This is a genomic window from Aeromicrobium fastidiosum, from assembly GCF_017876595.1.
GTDB lineage: Bacteria > Actinomycetota > Actinomycetes > Propionibacteriales > Nocardioidaceae > Aeromicrobium > Aeromicrobium fastidiosum.
On sequence record NZ_JAGIOG010000001.1, the window covers coordinates 2,755,860 to 2,775,909 of the forward strand.

Annotated in this window: 17 protein-coding genes; 16 read left to right on the forward strand and 1 reads right to left on the reverse strand. The window is 71.5% G+C overall.

Annotated features, from left to right (window positions below):
• The first annotated feature begins 49 nt into the window (after positions 1 to 49).
• Positions 50 to 844 (forward strand): thymidylate synthase, encoded by a 795-nt coding sequence (locus JOF40_RS13660; RefSeq protein WP_129184591.1) that lies wholly within the window; start codon positions 50 to 52, stop codon positions 842 to 844.
• Complete coding sequence (locus JOF40_RS13665) at positions 841 to 1,347, forward strand: dihydrofolate reductase (protein ID WP_129184589.1); 507 nt, start codon at positions 841 to 843, stop codon at positions 1,345 to 1,347. Before JOF40_RS13660 ends, JOF40_RS13665 begins: the two co-directional genes overlap by 4 nt.
• Before the next feature lie 58 nt (positions 1,348 to 1,405).
• Here the strand turns inward: JOF40_RS13665 and JOF40_RS13670 are convergent, their stop codons facing one another.
• Positions 1,406 to 2,194 carry a thioesterase family protein gene (locus tag JOF40_RS13670; RefSeq protein ID WP_129184587.1) on the reverse strand — a complete coding sequence of 263 codons (789 nt, stop codon included), beginning with the start codon at positions 2,192 to 2,194 and terminating at the stop codon, positions 1,406 to 1,408.
• A 54-nt stretch (positions 2,195 to 2,248) separates the two neighbouring features.
• Here JOF40_RS13670 and dapA point away from each other — a divergent pair, with 54 nt between their 5' ends.
• From dapA to JOF40_RS13740, 14 genes are all read left to right on the forward strand, one after another.
• The gene (dapA, locus tag JOF40_RS13675; protein WP_129184585.1) at positions 2,249 to 3,166 is read left to right on the forward strand and encodes a 4-hydroxy-tetrahydrodipicolinate synthase; all 918 of its coding nucleotides are present in this window, start codon (positions 2,249 to 2,251) and stop codon (positions 3,164 to 3,166) included.
• A 22-nt stretch (positions 3,167 to 3,188) separates the two neighbouring features.
• The gene (locus JOF40_RS13680; RefSeq protein ID WP_129184583.1) at positions 3,189 to 4,868 is read left to right on the forward strand and encodes a ribonuclease J; all 1,680 of its coding nucleotides are present in this window, start codon (positions 3,189 to 3,191) and stop codon (positions 4,866 to 4,868) included.
• An 8-nt stretch (positions 4,869 to 4,876) separates the two neighbouring features.
• Positions 4,877 to 5,476: a molybdenum cofactor guanylyltransferase gene (gene mobA, locus JOF40_RS13685; RefSeq protein ID WP_129184581.1), complete on the forward strand. Its 600-nt coding sequence runs from the start codon at positions 4,877 to 4,879 to the stop codon at positions 5,474 to 5,476.
• Complete coding sequence (locus JOF40_RS13690; RefSeq protein ID WP_129184579.1) at positions 5,469 to 5,723, forward strand: DUF6457 domain-containing protein; 255 nt, start codon at positions 5,469 to 5,471, stop codon at positions 5,721 to 5,723. The genes mobA and JOF40_RS13690 overlap by 8 nt, the downstream gene beginning before the upstream one ends.
• A gap of 150 nt (positions 5,724 to 5,873) precedes the next feature.
• The gene (locus JOF40_RS13695; RefSeq protein WP_129184577.1) at positions 5,874 to 7,427 is read left to right on the forward strand and encodes an MFS transporter; all 1,554 of its coding nucleotides are present in this window, start codon (positions 5,874 to 5,876) and stop codon (positions 7,425 to 7,427) included.
• A 6-nt stretch (positions 7,428 to 7,433) separates the two neighbouring features.
• Entirely contained in the window at positions 7,434 to 9,578 is a 2,145-nt protein-coding gene (locus JOF40_RS13700) for a molybdopterin oxidoreductase family protein (protein WP_129184575.1), read from the forward strand.
• Positions 9,575 to 11,044 (forward strand): FAD-dependent oxidoreductase, encoded by a 1,470-nt coding sequence (locus JOF40_RS13705; RefSeq protein WP_129184573.1) that lies wholly within the window; start codon positions 9,575 to 9,577, stop codon positions 11,042 to 11,044. Before JOF40_RS13700 ends, JOF40_RS13705 begins: the two co-directional genes overlap by 4 nt.
• A gap of 46 nt (positions 11,045 to 11,090) precedes the next feature.
• Positions 11,091 to 13,709: a nitrite reductase large subunit NirB gene (gene nirB / locus JOF40_RS13710; protein WP_129184571.1), complete on the forward strand. Its 2,619-nt coding sequence runs from the start codon at positions 11,091 to 11,093 to the stop codon at positions 13,707 to 13,709.
• The gene (gene nirD / locus JOF40_RS13715; protein WP_129184569.1) at positions 13,706 to 14,056 is read left to right on the forward strand and encodes a nitrite reductase small subunit NirD; all 351 of its coding nucleotides are present in this window, start codon (positions 13,706 to 13,708) and stop codon (positions 14,054 to 14,056) included. Before nirB ends, nirD begins: the two co-directional genes overlap by 4 nt.
• On the forward strand, positions 14,053 to 15,171 hold the full coding sequence (locus JOF40_RS13720; protein ID WP_246152864.1) for a uroporphyrinogen-III synthase: 1,119 nt from the start codon (positions 14,053 to 14,055) through the stop codon (positions 15,169 to 15,171). Before nirD ends, JOF40_RS13720 begins: the two co-directional genes overlap by 4 nt.
• Positions 15,168 to 15,896: a sirohydrochlorin chelatase gene (locus JOF40_RS13725; protein ID WP_129184567.1), complete on the forward strand. Its 729-nt coding sequence runs from the start codon at positions 15,168 to 15,170 to the stop codon at positions 15,894 to 15,896. The genes JOF40_RS13720 and JOF40_RS13725 overlap by 4 nt, the downstream gene beginning before the upstream one ends.
• Positions 15,897 to 16,223: 327 nt before the next feature.
• Positions 16,224 to 16,949, forward strand: coding sequence for a sirohydrochlorin chelatase (locus JOF40_RS13730; RefSeq protein ID WP_129184565.1), 726 nt, complete (start codon positions 16,224 to 16,226; stop codon positions 16,947 to 16,949).
• 152 nt (positions 16,950 to 17,101) lie between these two features.
• Positions 17,102 to 19,597: an FtsK/SpoIIIE family DNA translocase gene (locus JOF40_RS13735; protein ID WP_188111856.1), complete on the forward strand. Its 2,496-nt coding sequence runs from the start codon at positions 17,102 to 17,104 to the stop codon at positions 19,595 to 19,597.
• Position 19,598: 1 nt separating this feature from the next.
• On the forward strand, positions 19,599 to 20,036 hold the full coding sequence (locus JOF40_RS13740) for a hypothetical protein (protein ID WP_129184563.1): 438 nt from the start codon (positions 19,599 to 19,601) through the stop codon (positions 20,034 to 20,036).
• Positions 20,037 to 20,050 lie beyond the last annotated feature (14 nt).

Consider the following 20,050-nt stretch of genomic DNA (forward strand, 5'->3'; position numbering starts at 1 on the left):
GAGAGTTTCGCATACCGTCCGGACGCTCCGGGATTGATAGTGTGGCGACATGCGGGCCTACCTCGATCTCGTCCAGCGCATCCTCGACGAAGGGGTCGCCAAGGGTGATCGCACCGGCACCGGCACCCGCAGCGTCTTCGGCCACCAGATGCGGTTCGACCTCTCCGAGGGCTTCCCCCTCGTGACGACCAAGAAGATCCACGTCCGGTCGGTCGTCGCCGAGCTGCTCTGGTTCATCAAGGGCGACACCAACACGCGCTACCTGCGCGACAACGGCGTGACGATCTGGGACGAGTGGGCCGACGGCAACGGCGATCTCGGCCCGGTCTACGGCTTCCAGTGGCGCACGTGGCCGACCCCTGACGGCGAGCACATCGACCAGCTGGCCCAGGTCATCGAGCAGATCAAGGCCAATCCCGACTCGCGCCGCCACGTCGTCAGCGCCTGGAACGTCGCCGACCTCGACGCCATGGCGCTGATGCCGTGCCACGCGTTCTTCCAGTTCTACGTCGCTGACGGCAAGCTGTCGTGCCAGATGTACCAGCGCTCGGCCGACGTCTTCCTCGGCGTGCCGTTCAACATCGCCTCGTACGCGCTGCTGACGCACATGGTCGCCCAGGTCGCGGGTCTCGAGGTGGGCGACTTCGTCCACACCCTCGGCGACGCGCACCTGTACGTCAACCACCTCGACCAGGCGCGCGAGCAGCTCACCCGCGAGCCGCGAGCGCTGCCCGAACTGTCGCTCGACCCGTCCGTCCAGTCGATCGACGACTTCACGCTCGACTCGATCACGATCACGGGCTACGACCCGCACCCGCTCATCAAGGCGCCCATCGCCGTATGAGCGAGCGCCGTACGAGCACGCGCGGCCCCATCGTCACGATCGTCGTGGCGATCGGCGACAACGGCGTCATCGGCCGCGACGGCGACCTGCCGTGGCCGCCGACGGGCGACCTCGCCCACTTCAAGGCCCTGACGATGGGGCACCCGATGATCATGGGACGCACGACGTTCGAGTCGATCGGGCGGCCTCTTCCCGGACGCACCTCGATCGTCCTGACCCGTGACGGCTCGTGGACGTCCGAGGGCGTCGAGGTGGCTGGTGACCTGCCGTCCGCCCTGGCGACGGCGGCGTCGCTCGACGACGAGGTCTTCCTGATCGGCGGGGCGCAGGTGTACGCCGAGGCGCTGGCGACGGGAGTGGTCGACCGGATGGTCGTGACCCGCGTGCACCAGTCGCCCGACGGCGATGCCTGGTTCCCGGACGTCGACTGGTCGCACTGGCCCGAGACGTCGCGCGAGCCCCACGACGGCTTCGACATCGTCACCCACGACCGCGATTCGTGACGAACTGCACCGGTCCGGACGCCGGACCCGTGCAGGACGTCACACATCGCGGGGACGGCTACAGCAGGATGCCGAGCTGTCGGCTCTGCGCCACGAGGTTGCCGTCCTCGTCCCACAGCTCGCAGTCCTCGTCGTGGAAGCCGTCGACGACGTGGCGCGTGCTCAGCCGCGTCGCGATCCAGCCGGGACGCGGGACGCGGTGCAGGAACACCGTGAGCTGCACCGTCATCGACTTCTGGTGCCCGTCGCCGAGCTCGAGCACCGGCGGGGCGAACGAGTCGCACAGCAGCGCCAGGGCCGGCAGGTCGATCGCGCGTCCGTCGTGGAGGCGCTGCCACAGCGCGATCGACGGGTCGCCGGACGGTGCGCCGGCCGCCCAGCCCGGCATCGAGGCGAGCCGGTAGTCGATGCGGCCGAAGAGCCCGTCGGCCGGCATGCCGTGGTCGAGCGGATCGGCGCACCGGTCGGGCGGGGGCAGCTGCGGAGGCGCGCCGAGCTCGCTGGTCGGGCCGTCCGGCCGGGGTCCGAAGCTCGCCGTCATCGTGGCGATCTGCCGCTCGCCCTGCCAGAGCGTGGCGCTGCCCGTCTGCACGCGGCGTCCCTGACGGGCCGACGCCGTGCGGATCTCGGCCGGCCCCGGCACGGGTGCCGTGAGATACGTGATGGCCGCCACGAGTGGGTCGTCGGCACCTGTCTCGTCGTGCAGCCCGCGCAGCATCGTGGCCAGGATGTAACCGCCGTTGGGCGTGCCGAGCGGCGTGTTCCACCGGTCGGTCAGGGTCGCGTCACGGACTCCGTCGCCCCGGCTGACGGATGCGGTGTCGAGATCGTAGTAGTCCGCAGTCATGGACTCATCCTGCCGGTAGCGGGGGAGCGGCCGGCAGACGGTAGCCTCGGGGGTATGACGTCGCCGCTCGCTTCTGAGGCCGCGCCCTTCGGGCGTGTGCTGACCGCCATGGTCACGCCGTTCACCGTCGACGGTGAGCTCGACCTCGATGCCGCCCAGAAGGTGGCCTCGCACCTGGTCGACCACGGCAACGACGGCCTCGTCGTCAGCGGCACGACGGGCGAGTCGCCCACCACGACGGTCGAGGAGGACGGACGCCTGCTGGCAGCCGTGCTCGAGGCCGTCGGCGACCGCGCCACGGTCGTCGCGGGAGTCGGCACCAACGACACCCGGCACTCCGTCGAGCTGGCCGAGCAGGCCAAGAAGCACGGCGCCCACGGTCTGCTGATCGTGACGCCCTACTACAGCAAGCCGCCGCAGTCGGGCATCCTGCACCACTTCACCGAGGTGGCCCGTGCGGGCGACGACACCCCGGTCATGCTCTACGACATCCCGGGCCGCTCCGGCGTCCAGATCGCCGACGAGACCTATGTCGCGATGGCCGACAACCCGTTGATCGTCGCGATGAAGGACGCCGTCGGCGACCTCGACCGCGGTGCATGGCTGATGGCCGAGACCGGCATCGCGATCTACTCCGGCGACGACCCGCTCAACCTGGCCTGGCTGGCCATGGGCGCCGCCGGCGTCGTCAGCGTCGTCAGCCACGCCGCCGGTCGCCAGTACGCCGAGATGGTTGCGGCCGTCGACGCCGGCGACCTCACGACCGCCCGCGCGGTCAACCTCCGACTTCAGCCCGCCGTCCGGGCGTTGATGAACCACACGCAGGGCGCGATCACGGCCAAGGCAGCCATGCAGCTGCTCGGCGTGCTCGACAACCGCACCATGCGTGCCCCTCTGCTCGCCGCGTCCGAGGAAGAAGTCGCGATCGTTCGTGACGGCCTCGTCGCAGCTGGCCTCCTTGAGCAACACTGACTCGAAAGCTGAACACACCTACATGAGCCACATGCACCTGGAGCTCGACGCTCCGCCCGCGCTGCCCGAAGGCGGCCTCCGCGTCATCCCCCTGGGAGGACTCGGTGAGATCGGCCGCAACATGACGTCGTTCGAGTACGGCGGCAAGATCGTCATCGTCGACTGCGGCGTCCTCTTCCCCGAGGAGACCCAGCCCGGCGTCGACCTGATCCTGCCCGACTTCGGACCCATCCGCGACCGCCTCAAGGACGTCGTCGGCATCGTCCTGACGCACGGCCACGAGGACCACATCGGCGGCGTGCCGTACCTGCTGCGCGAGCGCGGCAACATCCCCATCATCGGCTCCAAGCTGACGCTGGCGTTCCTCGATCCGAAGCTCAAGGAGCACAAGCTCAAGGACGCCCCCAAGTACGAGGTCTCCGAGGGCGACATCATGGACCTCGGGCCGTTCGAGCTCGAGTTCGTGGCGGTCAACCACTCGATCCCCGACGCCCTGGCCGTCGCGATCAAGACCCCGGCCGGCGTCGCGCTGCACACCGGCGACTTCAAGATGGACCAGCTGCCGCTCGACGGCCGCATCACCGACCTGCGGGCCTTCGCGCGTCTCGGCGAGGAGGGGGTCGACCTCTTCTTGACCGACTCCACCAACGCCGAGGTTCCGGGCTTCACGACGTCCGAGCGCAACATCACGCCGGCGATCGACGCGGTGTTCCAGAACAGCACGGGCCGCATCATCGTGGCCTCGTTCGCCTCGCACATCCACCGCGTGCAGCAGGTCATCGACGCCGCCGCCAAGCACGGTCGCAAGGTCGCGTACGTCGGACGCTCGATGGTCCGCAACATGCAGATCGCCCGCGAGCTGGGCTACCTGCACGTGCCCGACGGCGTCGTCGTCGACCGCATCGACGCGGCACCGCCCAACAAGATGGTGCTGATGTCGACCGGCTCGCAGGGCGAGCCGATGGCAGCCCTGTCGCGCATGGCCAACAACAGCCACCAGCAGGTCAGCCTCGAGCCGGGCGACACCGTCCTCATGGCCTCGTCGCTCATCCCGGGCAACGAGAACGCGATCTACCGTGTCGTCGACGGCCTGACCAAGCTCGGCGCCAACGTCGTCCACAAGGGCAATGCGCTGGTGCACGTCTCGGGCCACGCCTCGGCCGGCGAGCTGCTCTACTGCTACAACATCGTGCAGCCCACCAACGTGCTGCCGGTGCACGGCGAGATCCGTCACCTGCACGCCAACGCCAAGCTTGCGACGCAGACCGGCGTCCCCAACGTCATCCTGGCCGAGGACGGCTACGTCATCGACCTGGTCGACGGTCACGCGTCCATCACGGGTGCGGTCGACGTCGGCTACGTCTACGTCGACGGCTCGTCGGTCGGCGACCTGACCGACTCCGAGCTCAAGGACCGCCGCGTGCTGGCCGAGGAGGGCTTCGTCTCGGTCGTCGTCGTCATCGACTCGGCCACCGGCAAGATCCTGTCGGGCCCCGAGATCCACGCTCGCGGCATCGCCGAGGACGACAAGGCGTTCGACGAGATCGTGCCCAAGCTCGTGGCTGCTCTCGAGGAGGCCCTGTCCGAGGGCACGCGCGACAACCGCCAGCTGCAGCAGGTCATCCGCCGGGTCATCGGATCGTTCGTGGGCCGTCGCCTGCGCCGGCGTCCGATGATCCTGCCGGTCGTCATCGAGGCCTGACCGCCGCGATGGTCGAGCCCCTCGCCTACGACGCGATCGTGCTCGCGGGGGGACGCTCGACCCGCATGGGCGACGTCGACAAGCTGCAGGTGGTCGTCGACGGCGCGACCCTGCTGACGCATGCCCTGGCGGCCGTGGCGGACGCCCGTCGGGTCGTCGTCGTGGCCCCGGAGGGCACCGCCGGCCTGCCGGCGGGCGTCCTCCGCGTGCAGGAGGACCCGCCATTCTCGGGTCCCGCGGCGGCGATGGGCACGGGACTTCGGGCCCTGGGCGACGCCGCGGCCGAGCACGTGGTCGTCGTGGCCGCCGACGTTCCCCGCGTGGGCGACGCGGTCGACGCCCTGCTCGCGGGGCTGGCCGCGCACCCCGACCACGATGGCGTCGTCGCGCGCACGCCCGACGGTCGCCGCCAGCCGCTGCTGGCGGGCCACCGCACGCGGTCGCTCGTCGCGGCGCTCGCAGCGCACGAGCCCCTGGCCGATCTGTCGGCGACCCGGGTGACGAGCGGCCTCGACCTCGTCGAGCTCGATCTCGACGCCGAGGTCGTCTCCGATGTCGACACCCCCGCCGACCTTGACCGACTCACCCGGGAGAGCCCGCATGGATGAATCAGCGTTGACGGGCTGGGCCTCGGGTCTCGCCGCCGACCTCGGCATCGAGCAGGCGCTCGACGTCGACACGATCCTCGACCTTGCGTCCGATGCCGCGCACGGGGTCATGCGGCCCGCGGCGCCCCTGACGACGTACCTCGTCGGCGTGGCCGTGGGCCAGGCAGGCGGCGACCCTGCCCGGGTCGCCGAGGTGCTCGAGCACGTCCGGGCCGCGATCGACGCCTGGGACACCCCCGACCCGTGACCCGCGAACTTCTCACAGTGCGGTGACCCCGACCGTGCGCGAAGTGTTACGCGTCGCTGACGCCGCGACACATCCGCTCGAAACACGCGCTCCCTAGGTTCGGTGACACGAGATCCGGCGACCGCCGGGTCACCGACCACGGAGCGTTCCATGACCAGTGCCGTCACCAGCCCTCCTGACCACGCGCCGGCCCCGCCGGTCCCATCCGCGCGCCGTACCGGGCGCTGGATCGACGAGTGGGATCCCGAGAACCCCGCGCAGTGGGACGCCGGCGGCAAGCAGATCGCCCGTCGCAACCTGATCTGGTCGATCTTCGGCGAGCACCTGGGCTTCTCGGTCTGGCTGCTGTGGAGCGCGGCGGCGGCGCTGCTGGCCAAGGTCGGCTTCGCGTTCACCCCGCTTCAGCTGTTCTGGCTCATCGCGGTGCCCAACCTGGTCGGCTCGCTGCTGCGCCTGCCCTACACGTTCGCCGTCCCGAAGTTCGGCGGCCGCAACTTCGCGGTGTTCAGCGCGCTCATGCTGGTCGTGCCGACGCTGCTGTTCGCCTGGTTCGTGCAGCGTCCCGACACCCCGTACTGGGTCTTCATCGTCATCGCCGCCACCGCAGGCGTCGGTGGAGGCAACTTCGCCTCGTCGATGGCCAGCATCAACTTCTTCTTCCCGGCCCGGCTCAAGGGCACGGCGCTGGGGCTCAACGCCGCGGGCGGCAACCTGGGCGTCGCGGTCATCCAGTTCTTCCTGCCGATCATCGTCGGGGGTGCCGGGGCGTTCGGCCTGGTCAAGGCCAGCCAGAGCGGCATCATGCTCGAGCGGGTCGGCTACCTGTACGCCGCGCTGGCGGTCGTCGCGGCGCTGACGGCCTACTTCTTCATGAACAATCTCTCGGCGGCGTACTCCAAGCCCCGTGAGCAGCTCGCGGTCGTCAAGTACCAGCACACCTGGGTCATGTCGTTCCTGTACATCGGCACGTTCGGCTCGTTCATCGGCTACTCGGCCGCGATGCCGCTGCTCATCAAGATCAACTTCTTCAACCAGCCGGTCCCGACGATCCCCGGCATCGGCATCAACTTCGCGTTCTACGGCTTCCTCGGCGCGCTCGTGGGATCGCTGACCCGGCCGTTCGGCGGCTGGCTGGCCGACCGCTTCGGCGGCGCCCGCGTGACGCTCTGTGCCTTCATCGGGATGATCGCCGGGACGGTGCTCGTGATGGTGGCGCTCGCGCAGCTCGACGCGGTGCCGAAGCCCCCGGCTGGCGCACCCGCGCCCGACCCCGCCACGTTCCAGTACTCCGACGCCGTGCGGGCCGCGGTCGACCACAACTCGGACATCTTCCCGTGGTTCCTGGCCGCCTTCCTGGTCGTGTTCGCAGCCACCGGCATCGGCAACGGCTCGACCTACCGGATGATCCCGCTCATCTGGAAGGCGTACGCCACGCAGGCCGGACCGGACGGGACGCCCGCGCGCGTGGCCGCCGAGCGCCGCTCGACCAAGGAGGCCTCGGCCGTCATCGGCATCGCCGGCGCGATCGGCGCGCTGGGCGGGTTCTTGATCCCGATCACGTTCAGCGCCCCGTGGATCGCCGATCCCGTCGACGCGGTCAAGAGCGCATTCGTGGTGTTCACGGCGTTCTACGTCATCTGCCTGGCCGTGACGTGGGCGTTCTACCTGCGGCCGCGCTCGGTCATGGCGAAGGCCGGTGTGTAGCGCGCCATGACCGACACCCACTGCCCCTACTGCGCCCTGCAGTGCGCGCAGACGATCACGCCCGGCGGCGACGACGATGCCGTCGCCGGGCAGGTCGTCGTCGAGCCGCGCGCGTTCCCGACCAATGCCGGGGGGATGTGCCAGAAGGGGTGGACGAGTGCCGAGCTGTTGCGGGTTCCCGATCGCATCACGACGCCGCTGCGGCGGGTCCCTTCGACAGGCTCAGGGAGCGGAGGCAGCTCAGGGAGCGGGGGCGGCTTCGAGGAGGTGAGCTGGGACGTCGCGCTCGACGACATCGCGGCCCGCGTGCGGGCGATCGGCGAGCAGGACGGCGCCGACGCCGTCGCGGTGTTCGGCGGGGGCGGCCTGACCAACGAGAAGGCCTACCAGCTCGGCAAGTTCGCCCGGTTGGCGTTGCGGACCCGCAACATCGACTACAACGGACGCTTCTGCATGTCGTCGGCAGCGGCGGCGGCGAACCGCTCGCTGGGTGTCGACCGGGGCCTGCCGTTCCCGCTGACCGACCTGGCCGACGCCGATGCCGTCGTGCTGTTCGGCAGCAACCTCGCCGACACGATGCCTCCCGCGGTGCAGCACCTCGGGGGAGCGCGTGAGCGCGGCGGCCTCGTGGTCATCGACCCGCGACGCAGCGCGACCGCCAGGCTGACCGACGAGGGGGCCGGCGAGCACCTGCAGCTCGTGCCGGGCACGGATCTCGTCCTCGCGCTGGGCCTGCTCCACGTGGTCCTGGCCGAGGGGCTTGCCGACGCCGACTACCTGGCGGCCCGGGTCGACGGTCTCGACGACGTCCGTCGCAGCGTCGCGGAGTGGTGGCCCGAGCGGGTCGCCGCCACCACGGGCGTGCCGGAGACACAGCTGCGGCGCATCGCCCGGATGCTGTCCGCCGCGAGCCCGCACCGGGGCGGCCGGGGTGCCTTCCTGCTCACGGGCCGGGGTTCGGAGCAGCACGCCGACGGTACCGACACCGTCACGGCCGTCATCAACCTCGCGCTGGCCCTGGGCCTCGTGGGTGCCGAGCGCGGTGGCTACGGGGCGATCACCGGGCAGGGCAATGGCCAGGGCGGACGCGAGCACGGCCAGAAGGCCGACCAGCTCCCGGGCTATCGGATGATCACCGATCCGGCGGCCCGCGAGCACGTCGCGGCGGTGTGGGGCGTCGATCCCGGGACGATCCCCGGCCCCGGTGTGCCGGCGGTCGAGCTGCTCACGAGCCTCGGTCAGCCCGGGGGACCACGTGCCCTGTTCGTGCACGGCAGCAACGTGCTGGTCAGCTCGCCCGACGCCCAGGTGGTGCGCCGGCGGCTCGAGGCGCTCGACCTGCTGGTGGTGTGCGACTTCGTGCCCTCCGAGACCGCGCTGCTCGCCGACTACATCCTCCCAGTGACCCAGTGGGCCGAGGAGGAGGGCACCATGACGGGGCTCGAGGGACGCGTCCTGCGCCGCCGCCGGGCCGTCGAGCCGCCTGCGGGCGTCCGCTCCGAGCTGGAGGTCTTCGCCGAGCTGGCCGCGCGCCTCGACGCGCCGGGCACCTGGTCGGTCGAGCCCCGTGAGGTCTACGACGAGCTGCGCCGGGCCAGCGCCGGAGGCCGGGCCGACTACGCCGGCATCTCGTACGACCGGCTCGACGCCGGCGAGGCGCTCTACTGGCCCTGCCCCGACGAGCAGCACCCCGGCACGCCCCGCCTGTTCGCCGACACGTTCCCGACGCCGTCGGGACGGGCGCGGATGGTCGCGGTGCGCGCCGTCGGACCCGACGAGCCGCTGCGTGCCGAGGCCCCGGTCTGGCTCGTGACGGGCCGCGTGCTGCAGCACTACCAGTCGGGGGCGCAGACCCGGCGGGTCGCCAAGCTCAACGACTCCGCACCGCGGGCGCACGTCGAGATCAACCCCGTGCTCGCGGCTCGCATCGGGCTGGAGGGCATCGACGACGTCCGCATCACGTCCAAGCGCGGCTCGATCGTCGCGCAGGCACGCATCAGCGCCGACATCCGCCCCGACACGGTGTTCGTGCCGTTCCACTTCGCCGACGAAGGCATGGTCAACGCGGTCACGAACGCCGCGACCGACCCCGTCTCGGGCATGCCGGAGTTCAAGGTGTGCGCCGTGCAGATCCGCAGGGAGGACGCATGAAGGTCGTGGTCGTGGGGGCCGGCATGGTCGGCCACCGGTTCGCCGACGAGCTGGGCCGCCTGGCCCCGCACGTCGACGTCGACGTGCTCGGCGACGAGTCGTACGAGCCCTACAACCGGGTCATGCTGACCGAGCTGGTCGCGGGTCGCATCGACCTCGCGGGGCTGTCGCTGCCGACGCCCGACAGCGGACGGGTGCGCGTGCGCGCGGGCGCCACGGCGCTCGAGATCGACCGGACGCGCCGCACGGTCGTGACGGCCGACGGCGACTTCGACTACGACGTCCTGGTGCTGGCGACGGGTGCCCGCGCCCGGGTCATCGACGTCCCGGGCCTCGGCGGGACGCTGCCGCGGGGAGCGCACGTCGTCCGCCGGGTCGACGACGCCCGCGACATCACCGCGGCGACCCTCAACGCATCGACCGCGGTCGTGATCGGTGCCGGACCGCTCGGCGTCGAGGCGGCGTGCGCCCTGCGGCACCGGGGAGTCGCCGTCACGCTCGTGGCCCCGACGGGTCTGCTCGCACGTGACCTCGACGCCGTGGTGGCCTCCGTGGCCCGCGACCAGGCGACGTCGCTCGGCATCGACGTCGTGACAGGCACCGGCGTCGCATCGGTGGGCGTGCGGGACGGCCGCGTCGACGGCGTCCACCTCGACGACGGCCGCACCCTGGCGACGGGGCTCGTCGTGCTGGCCTGCGGCTCGGTGCCCGACACGACGCTCGCCGCTGCGGCGGGTCTCGAGACCAACCTGGGCGTCGTCGTCGGCGACGACCTGCGCTGCACCGTCGACCCCGCGGTGTTCGCGATCGGCGACTGCGCCGAGACACCGGCCGGGGTCAGTGGCCTGGTCGCGCCCGGCTGGGCCCAGGCCCGGGCGCTCGCCCGCAGCCTCGCCCGCGACGAGCCGGTCGAGCTGCCGACGATCGCGGGATCGGCGATGCGGCTCAAGGCCGTCGGCATGAGCGTCGTGACGATGGGCGTGCGGTCGTCCACTGCGCTGCCCACCGACCGCGTCGTGTCGCTGGCCGACCACGGTGCCCGTCGTCACGTCGAGCTCGTCGCTCGCGGCGACACCCTGGTCGGCGTCACCTGCGTCGGCTCGCCCGAGCTGGCGGCTCACCTGTCGACCCAGCTCGACCGACCCGGGATGCTACCGGCCGACCCCATGCAGCTGCTGATGGGGGCGTCCGGGCCCGGCGCGGTCGAGAGCGCCTCGCCGACCACGATGCCGGCCGCCACGACGGTGTGCCGGTGCAACGGCGTCACCAAGGGCGATCTCGTCCACGCGTGGGACGCCGGATGCACGACGGTCGAGGCGCTGGCCGGATCGACGCTCGCCACGACAGGGTGCGGGGGATGCACCAAGCTCGTGTGCGGCATCGTCGACTGGTTGCAGGCGACCGACCCCGCGCCGTCCTCACAGACCACCTCCGGCGTCCGTGAGACAAACGTTCCGACGAGGTAACACGCAGATCGCTGCCACGACACACGCAGTTCCTAGCGTTCAGGGCATGACGATCGATCAGCACGTTACGGACTCCCCGGCCACGCCACGCCGCAAGAAGCTCGCCGTCGTCGGCGCCGGCATGGTCGCCCACCGACTGGTCGAGGCGCTGGTCGAGCGGGACGCCGACCAGACGTGGGACATCGAGGTCTTCGGCGACGAGACGCGTCCGCCGTACGACCGTGTCGCGCTGACGTCGTTCTTCAACGACCGCGATCCCGACGACCTGCTGCTCGGCGACGGGAGCCTCTGGAAGCGCCCCGGCGTCCGTCTCTACCGCGGCTCCGTCGTGAGCCGCATCGACCGCGAGGCCAAGGTGCTGCACGCCCGCAACACGACGTTCGAGTACGACCGGCTCGTGCTGGCCACGGGCTCGTACGCGACCGTGCCGCCGGTCGAGGGCTCGGACCTGCCGGGATGCTTCGTCTACCGCACCGTCGACGACGTCGCCGAGCTGCGTCAGTGGGTGCTCGACCGGGAGGCGGCCCTGGGCCGCAAGGTGAAGGGTGCCGTGGTCGGCGGCGGTCTGCTGGGTCTCGAGGCCGCCGGTGCGTTGACGGCTCTCGGTGCCGACACGACGGTCGTCGAGTTCGCCGAGTGGCTCATGCCGCTGCAGGTCGACCGCGCCGGCGGCGGCGCGCTGCGTCGCATCATCGAGCAGCTGGGCGTCTCGGTGCGCACGTCGACCGCGACGTCGAAGCTGAAGGCCGGCCGCGACGGCAAGGTCACCCGCATGCAGTTCGCCGACGGCGAGAGGATCGCGGCCGACGTCGTGGTGTTCGCGACCGGTGTGCGTCCGCGCGACGAGCTGGCGCGCGAGAGCGGCCTCGCGGTGGGGGAGCGCGGTGGGGTCGTCGCCGACCCGGGCTGCCTGACCAGCGACGAGTCGATCTTCGCGATCGGCGAGGTCGCCCAGATCGCCGGACGCGTGTGGGGCCTGGTCGGTCCCGGCTACACGATGGCCGAGGTCGTCGCCGATCGCCTGCTGGGCGGCACCGCGACGTTCGAAGGAGCTGACCTGTCGACCAAGCTCAAGCTGCTGGGGGTCGACGTCGCGAGCTTCGGCGACGCGTTCGCCGCGACCAACGGGAGCCTCGAGGTCGTCTACGCCGACCCGACCGCCGGCGTCTACAAGAAGCTCGTCATGAGCGATGACGCCCAGACGTTGCTGGGCGGGATGCTCGTCGGCGACGCCAGCGCGTACACCAACCTGCGGCCCATGGTCGGCCGCGCGCTCGGCAGCGACCCCACCGGCTGGCTGCTGCCCGAGGGGATGGAGCCCCCGGGGGCCGGGGCGGCGCTCCCCGACGACGTCAACGTCTGCTCGTGCAACAACGTGACGGCCGGACAGATCCGGTGCGCCGTCACCGACGAGGGGTGCACCGACCTCGCGGGCGTCAAGGCGTGCACCAAGGCCGGCACGAGCTGCGGCTCGTGCGTGTCGCTGGTCAAGAAGCTCGTCGACGTCCAGCTGGCCGAGGCCGGCATCGAGGTCAGCACGGCGCTGTGCGAGCACTTCGCGTTCACCCGCGCGCAGCTGTTCGACATCGTCCGTATCAGCGAGATCTCGACCTTCAGCGAGCTCATCGAGCAGCACGGCACGGGACGCGGCTGCGACATCTGCCGTCCGGTCGCGGCATCGATCCTGTCGACCCTGCGGCACGGGCACGTCCTCGACGGCGAGAACGCCGCCCTGCAGGACACCAACGACCACGTCATGGCCAATCTCCAGAAGGACGGCACGTACTCGGTCGTCCCGCGCATCCCCGGGGGCGAGGTCACGCCCGAGGGGCTCGTGGCGATCGGGCAGGTCGCGGTCGACTACGGCCTCTACACCAAGATCACGGGCGGTCAGCGGATCGACCTGTTCGGCGCCCGCATCGAGCAGCTGCCGGCGATCTGGCGACGTCTGGTCGACGCGGGCTTCGAGTCGGGCCAGGCGTATGGCAAGTCGCTGCGCACCGTGAAGTCGTGCGTCGGGCAGTCGTGGTGCCGCTACGGCGTGCAGGACTCGACGACCCTCGCGATCGACCTCGAGAACCGCTACCGCGGCTTGCGGTCGCCGCACAAGATCAAGCTCGGGGTGTCGGGGTGCGCCCGCGAGTGCGCCGAGGCCCGCGGCAAGGATGTCGGCATCATCGCGACCGACCAGGGCTGGAACATGTACGTCGGCGGCAACGGCGGGTTCACCCCGCGCCATGCGCAGCTCTTCGCCGAGGACCTCACGACCGACGAGCTCGTGCAGGCGATCGACCGGTTCCTGATGTACTACGTGCGCACCGCTGACCGGCTGCAGCGCACGGCACCGTGGCTCGAGTCGGTCGAGGGAGGCCTCGACGCGGTCCGCGCGGTGGTCCTGGACGACAGCCTGGGCATCGGGGCAGACCTCGACGCCGCGATGGCCTCGCACGTCGACACGTACGAGGACGAGTGGGCCGCGACCCTGGCCGACGAGGCGAAGCTGGCGCAGTTCGTCTCGTTCGTCAACGCCCCCGACACCCCGGACCCCGATCTCGCCTATGTTGAGGAGCGCGGCCAGCGACGTCCGGCCGACGAGGCGGAGCGTGCCGTGCTGATCGCCGGCGCGAGCATCCCGGTGCGGCCCACGACGGAGGTGACGGCATGACGACGACCACGACGACCACGTGGACCCGCGTGTGCGCCCTCGACGCGTTGGTGCCCGACAGGGGCGTCGCGGCACTCGTCGATGGCCACCAGGTGGCGGTCTTCCGGCTCGGCGGCTCTGGCGACGTGCACGCGATCGACCACCACGATCCCTTCAGCGGGGCCAACGTCATGGCGCGCGGCCTGGTCGGCAGCCGCCAGGACGTCCCGACCGTCGCATCGCCGATGCACAAGCAATCGTTCGACCTCACGACGGGCCAGTGCCTCGACGACGCCGACGTGACGCTGCGGGTGTGGCCGACGAGGGTCGTCGACGGCTGGGTCGAGATCGGCGGCGGGACGGCGTGACGACCCTCGGCCCGGTGCTCGCGGGCACCCAGATCCTCGTGACGGCGCAGCGTCGGGCGTCCGACCTGTCGCTGGCGCTGGGGCGACGCGGTGCCGAGGTGACGGTCGCGGCCTCGCTGGGGGTCGAGTCGCACATCGACGAGGACACGCTGCTCGCGCAGACCCGCCAGATGATCGCGACCGGCACCGACATCGTGGTCGTCACGACCGGCATCGGCTTTCGCGGCTGGCTCGACACAGCCGAGGCAGCCGGCATCGGCCACGACCTCGTCGAGGCGTTGCAGGCCGTGCGGCTCGTCGCGCGAGGTCCCAAGGCGCGCGGCGCGCTGCAGGCGGCCGGTCTGACCCCCGACTGGGTCGCGGAGTCCGAGACGTCCGCCGAGATCGCCGACTTCCTGGTCGCCGAGGGCGTCGAGGGGATGACGATCGCGGTGCAGCACCACGGTGCCGGCGACGACGGGCTCGAGAAGCGGCTCGCCGCCGTGGGGGGACGACCGTTCGGCCTGGTGGTCTACCGCTGGGGTCCTCCGCCCGACCCCGCGGCCGTCGACCGGTCGGTGCGCGACGCGGCCTGCGGTGCCTACGACTCCGTCGTGTTCACCTCGGCGCCGGGCGCGTCGGCGTGGCTCGGCGCGGTGCGGGCCGCGGGTGTCGAGGACGAGCTGCGGCGGCTCGAGAAGGACCGTCGTGTCGTGCTGGCAGCCGTGGGTCACGTGACGGCCGATCCGCTGCGCAGCGCCGGCTTCGACCCGTTGCTGCCCGATCGCGCTCGCCTGGGGGCGCTCGTCCGGTCGCTGGTCATGTACCTCGGCGACGCCTCCGTGAGCGTGTCCACGACAGCCGGCGACCTGCGCGTCCGGGCGACGGCCGCGACGCTCGACCACGCCGTGCTGCCGGTCTCGCCCAGCGGGCTCGCGATCCTGCGGATGCTGGCCAGCGAGCCCGGCGTCGTCCGGTCGCGCGAGGAGCTGCTCGCGGTGCTGCCCGGCGAGTCCGACGACCCGCACTCGGCCGAGGTCGCGGTGGCCCGGCTGCGCGAGGCGATCGGACGTCCGATCGTCCAGACCGTCGTCAAGCGCGGCTACCGGCTCGCGGTCGGCGAGGTGGCGTCATGACGATCTCCCTGGTGGCCACGAGCCACGGCACCGACGTCCCCGCGGCGCAGTCGGCGATCACGGCCCTCGTCGACGCGGTCGCCGAGGCGGCACCCCACCTCGACGTCCGCGAGGCGTTCGTCGACGTCCAGCGTCCCCGGGTCGACACGGCGCTCGACCTCGTCGACGGGCTGGCCGTCGTCGTGCCGCTGCTGCTGGCACCCGGCTTCCACGTGCGGGTCGACATCCAGGGAGCGGCCCAGCGCGAGTGGGTCGTGGCGGCCGGCACCCTCGGCGTCGACGACCGGCTCACCGACGTCATGCTGCGTCGCCTGGCACAGGCCGGCGCGACGCGCGACGACGTCATCGTGCTCGGGACGGCCGGGTCGACCGACCCGGCCGCCCTGCGCAGCATCGACGCGGCGGCCGAGTCGCTCGCCCGCGCGTGGGGTGCACCGGTCGCCGTCGGGCACGTCGGGGGAGCAGGGACGCCGATGGCCGACGTCGTGCGAGCCGTCGCGCAGCCCGGTCGGCGCACCGTGATCGTGTCGTACCTCATGGCACCCGGGTTCTTCTTCGACCGCATGCACCGGTGCGGTGCCGACGTCGTCACGGGCCCGCTCCTCGACGACGGCCCCGTCGCGACCGAGCTCGTCTCGCTCGTGCTCGACCGCTTCGCCGAGGCGGCCGAACGGCTCGATTGGTCGGCGGCGGGCCAGGGCGCGGCCGCGCCGGCGCACTTGTAACCAAAACCAGCACCTGAGTTAACCGACGCGAAACAGCGGTCGCCCAGTCTGGTGGTGCTGATGGGGAGACCCTGGTCCGACGGTCGAAGGGGTGCACATGCTGCTCGATGGCACCACGGAGACGATGTCGGACCGCGGGTTCCACGTCGGGCACCCGCGCCGCGCCGTTCACGCAACGACGCACCGCCGGGGGTCCGCGACCGTCAGGGGGGTGCGCGCTGCCGGCGGAACCATCGGGGGTGTCCCGTCGGCAGCAGCGCATCCCGACGGCCTCGTGCCCACCGCGGACATCTCGGGCTCCGCGGTCGGCCACGCCTGGGGGTCTCGATGAACCGCACGCTCATCCTGTGCGCGCACGGTTCGGAGGCCTCCAGGGGGCGTGCGGCCTTCTCCGGCCTGGTCAACGCCGTGCGCCGCGAGGCCCAGGACCTCGACATCGTCGACGCCTTCGTCGACGTGCAGGAGCCGCGCATCGCGCAGGTGGTCGTCGAGACCGCCGGACCTCGTGCCCTCGTGCCGCTCATGCTGGCCTACGACCGTCCCGTCGGCGTCGACATCGTGCGCGCCTCCCACCTCGACCCGGCCGTCACGGTGACGGCGCCGCTGGGCCCCGACTGGGTGCTCGCCGAGGTCGGGGTGCGACGGCTCTTCGAGGCCGGTGCGCGCTCCGACGACACGATCGTGCTGGCCGCGGACACCGCCACCGACGACCGTGCGGTGTCCGACGTCGGCAAGGCGGCCAGGCTTCTGAGCGCGGTCTGGGGCGGCCGGGTGCACGTCGGGACGCTGGGCGGCCCGGACACCCACCTCGGTGACGCCGTCGACGTCGCCCGCGCCTACGGCCGGCGGGTCGTGGTGTCGAGCTACGTCCTGACGCCGGGGGCCGTGCACGACCAGATGATCGCGGCCGGTGCCGACGTCGTCACGGCGCCGATGCTCGACGGGGGGCCGCCCGATCCCCGCATCGTGAGCCTCGTCCTGGCCCGTGCGCGGTCGCGCGGCGGGTGGGCACCCGTCGGGGGAGACCCCGGACCCCGCCTCGCCCATAGCTGATGGTCAGCGGTGGAGCCGACGGTTCCTGCGACGTCGGGGTCGTTGGGACGCCCTGAACGTCTCAAGATCGGTCCCCCTTCCCGGCAACAGCAGGCACGGCCTCCCCGCGTGCCTGACGCGCAACCTTCGACCTGTGCTTTACCCTTTGGATCATGGCGTCCCGAACGACTTCCCCGCCGCGCAAGCGGCCGTCCGGCAGCCAGGCCCGCAAGAAGCCGACCACGAGCAAGCGCAAGCCCCAGGCCCGCAAGCCTGCCGCCCGCAAGCCCGTGGCCCGCAACACCGGGCCTGGTCCCTTTGCTGTCGTCCTCACGGCGCTGCTGCGCGTCTCGACGGCCCTGTGGCTGGGCCTGGCCGGCGTCGTCGGGGCGATCGCCCGCAGCATCGGGCACGGCGCCCGCGACCTCGACCCCGAGCAGCGCCGTGACGGTCTCGGCTTCGGGCTGCTGGCCCTGGGCATCGTCACCGCGGGCTCGGTGTGGTCCGACATGCCCGGCGCGGTCGGCAACGCGTTCCGGGACGTCACGTCCAGCGCTGTCGGCCTGCTGGCGTGGGCCGTCCCGATCCTGCTGATGGTGCTGGCCTGGCGCACCCTGCGTCATCCCGACCGCAATGGCCCCGCCGGACGGCAGGTCATCGGCTGGGGTGCCATGAGTGGCGGCGTGCTGGGACTCGTGCACATCGCCCACGACGTCCCCCGGCCGAGCGACCAAGACCCCGACACGATGCGCGAGGCCGGCGGCGCGATCGGCTTCCTGTTCTCCGCGATCCCGATGGACCTGCTCAAGAGCGCCTACATCGTGTCGCCGATCCTGGTGCTCGTCGTGCTCTTCGGCGTTCTCGTCGTGACCGACACCCCGGTCTACGCGATCCCCGACCGTCTGCGCGAGATCCGCGACCTGGCGCTGGGCCGCAAGCCGGACGCCGAGGAGTCGGCGGCCGATCTGCCCCCCGTGGAGCCGAAGAAGCGCCGTCACCCCCGTACGACGCCCGACGAGCCCTACGACAACCCGTTGGTCGACGGGCCGGACGACGAGAAGCCCGCCCCGGCGCGCGTCTTCGAGCCCGAGCCGGTCGCTCCCGTGCTGATCGACCTCGACGACGACGAGCCGGAGGCCGAGGTCGAGCTCCCGCCGATGGAGCCCATCCCGGCGCGCGCCGAGCAGCTGGCCCTGTCGGGCGATGTCGTCTACTCGCTGCCCGACAGCACGATGCTGCGCGAGGGCTCGCCGCACAAGGCGCGTTCCAAGGCGTCCGACGCGGTCGTCGAGCGGCTCACCGAGGTGCTCGAGCAGTTCCAGATCGACGCGGCCGTCACGGGCTACACACGTGGTCCGACGGTCACGCGCTACGAGGTCGAGCTGGGCCCCGCGGTCAAGGTCGAGAAGGTCACGGCACTCAGCAAGAACATCGCCTACGCCGTGGCGTCCAACGAGGTGCGCATCCTCAGCCCGATCCCCGGCAAGTCGGCGATCGGCGTCGAGATCCCCAACGTCGACAAGGAGATGGTCTCGCTCGGCGACGTCCTGCGCTCGGCCAAGGCGCGCAGCGACCACCACCCCATGGTCATCGGTCTCGGCAAGGACGTCGAGGGCGGCTACGTCGTGGCCAACCTCGCCAAGATGCCGCACCTGCTGGTCGCCGGCGCGACGGGCTCGGGCAAGTCGAGCTTCGTCAACTCGATGATCTCGTCGATCCTCATGCGCTCGACGCCCGAGGAGGTGCGCATGATCATGGTCGACCCCAAGCGGGTCGAGCTGACGGCGTACGAGGGCGTCCCGCACCTCATCACGCCCATCATCACCAACCCCAAGAAGGCCGCCGAGGCGCTGCAGTGGGTCGTGCGCGAGATGGACATGCGCTACGACGACCTCGCCAACTTCGGATACCGGCACATCGACGACTTCAACAAGGCCGTCAAGGCCGGCAAGGTGCAGCTGCCGCCGATGAGCGAGCGCGTGCTCGCGCCGTACCCTTACCTGCTGGTCGTCGTCGACGAGCTCGCCGACCTCATGATGGTCGCCCCGCGGGACGTCGAGGACTCGATCGTCCGCATCACCCAGCTGGCGCGCGCGGCTGGCATCCACCTGATCCTGGCGACGCAGAGGCCGTCTGTCGACGTCGTGACGGGTCTGATCAAGGCCAACGTGCCGAGCCGCCTGGCCTTCGCGACGTCGTCGTTGGCCGACAGCCGCGTCATCCTCGACCAGCCGGGTGCCGAGAAGCTCGTCGGCCAGGGTGACGGTCTGTTCCTGCCCATGGGCCAGAACAAGGCCATGCGCATGCAGGGGGCCTGGGTCACCGAGGCCGAGATCCACACGATCGTCGAGCACTGCAAGACGCAGCTGCAGCCGACGTACCGCGAGGACGTCACGGCTGTCGCCGCGGCCAAGCGCGAGATCGACGACGACATCGGCGACGACATGGACCTCGTGCTGCAGGCCATCGAGCTGTGCGTCACGACCCAGTTCGGCTCGACGTCGATGCTGCAGCGCAAGCTGCGCGTCGGCTTCGCCAAGGCCGGGCGACTCATGGACATCCTCGAGAGCCGGGGCATCGTCGGACCCAGCGAGGGCTCCAAGGCCCGCGACGTGCTGGTCAAGCCCGACGAGCTCGAGCAGTGCCTCGCGACGATCCAGGTCGGCTGACGTGGACGACGCCTTCGAGATCCGGCGCCGCACGGGGCTCTACCTCGTGCTGGTGCTGCTGTGCCTGGCACTCGCCGGGGGGTTCGGGTGGCTCGCGCTCGACCGCCGGGAGCCCCTGCACGGGGTCATCGCGGGCGTGCTCCTGGTGCTCGGGCTCAACCTGGCCCGGGGACTGCGCGACGCGCGCACGCCGCTGTTCGTCGCGGACGACCACGGTGTCCGTCTGCGCGGCGAGCGCGGCTGGGTCGGCCTGCTGTGGAGCGAGCTCGGCGAGATCAAGGTCGAGCCTCGCGAGGGCGTCCGGCACGATCCCCGCATCAAGGTCGTGAGCACCGACGGTCGACGCTTCTACACGTCGCCGCTCGGCCTCGCGACGAGCTCGTCGCCGCAGGAGGCGGAGGTCCAGTTGGCGCGCCGCCGCGAGGCTGCCGCATACTGAGGAGTCGTTTCAGC

Excerpts from the sequence above, each read along its gene's own strand:
- JOF40_RS13660 (WP_129184591.1), top strand. The coding sequence starts at position 50 with ATGCGGGCCTACCTCGATCTCGTCCAGCGCATCCTCGACGAAGGGGTC.
- JOF40_RS13665 (WP_129184589.1), top strand. The coding sequence starts at position 841 with ATGAGCGAGCGCCGTACGAGCACGCGCGGCCCCATCGTCACGATCGTC.
- JOF40_RS13670 (WP_129184587.1), bottom strand. The coding sequence starts at position 2,194 with ATGACTGCGGACTACTACGATCTCGACACCGCATCCGTCAGCCGGGGC.
- dapA (WP_129184585.1), top strand. The coding sequence starts at position 2,249 with ATGACGTCGCCGCTCGCTTCTGAGGCCGCGCCCTTCGGGCGTGTGCTG.
- JOF40_RS13680 (WP_129184583.1), top strand. The coding sequence starts at position 3,189 with ATGAGCCACATGCACCTGGAGCTCGACGCTCCGCCCGCGCTGCCCGAA.
- mobA (WP_129184581.1), top strand. The coding sequence starts at position 4,877 with ATGGTCGAGCCCCTCGCCTACGACGCGATCGTGCTCGCGGGGGGACGC.
- JOF40_RS13690 (WP_129184579.1), top strand. The coding sequence starts at position 5,469 with ATGGATGAATCAGCGTTGACGGGCTGGGCCTCGGGTCTCGCCGCCGAC.
- JOF40_RS13695 (WP_129184577.1), top strand. The coding sequence starts at position 5,874 with ATGACCAGTGCCGTCACCAGCCCTCCTGACCACGCGCCGGCCCCGCCG.
- JOF40_RS13700 (WP_129184575.1), top strand. The coding sequence starts at position 7,434 with ATGACCGACACCCACTGCCCCTACTGCGCCCTGCAGTGCGCGCAGACG.
- JOF40_RS13705 (WP_129184573.1), top strand. The coding sequence starts at position 9,575 with ATGAAGGTCGTGGTCGTGGGGGCCGGCATGGTCGGCCACCGGTTCGCC.
- nirB (WP_129184571.1), top strand. The coding sequence starts at position 11,091 with ATGACGATCGATCAGCACGTTACGGACTCCCCGGCCACGCCACGCCGC.
- nirD (WP_129184569.1), top strand. The coding sequence starts at position 13,706 with ATGACGACGACCACGACGACCACGTGGACCCGCGTGTGCGCCCTCGAC.
- JOF40_RS13725 (WP_129184567.1), top strand. The coding sequence starts at position 15,168 with ATGACGATCTCCCTGGTGGCCACGAGCCACGGCACCGACGTCCCCGCG.
- JOF40_RS13730 (WP_129184565.1), top strand. The coding sequence starts at position 16,224 with ATGAACCGCACGCTCATCCTGTGCGCGCACGGTTCGGAGGCCTCCAGG.
- JOF40_RS13735 (WP_188111856.1), top strand. The coding sequence starts at position 17,102 with ATGGCGTCCCGAACGACTTCCCCGCCGCGCAAGCGGCCGTCCGGCAGC.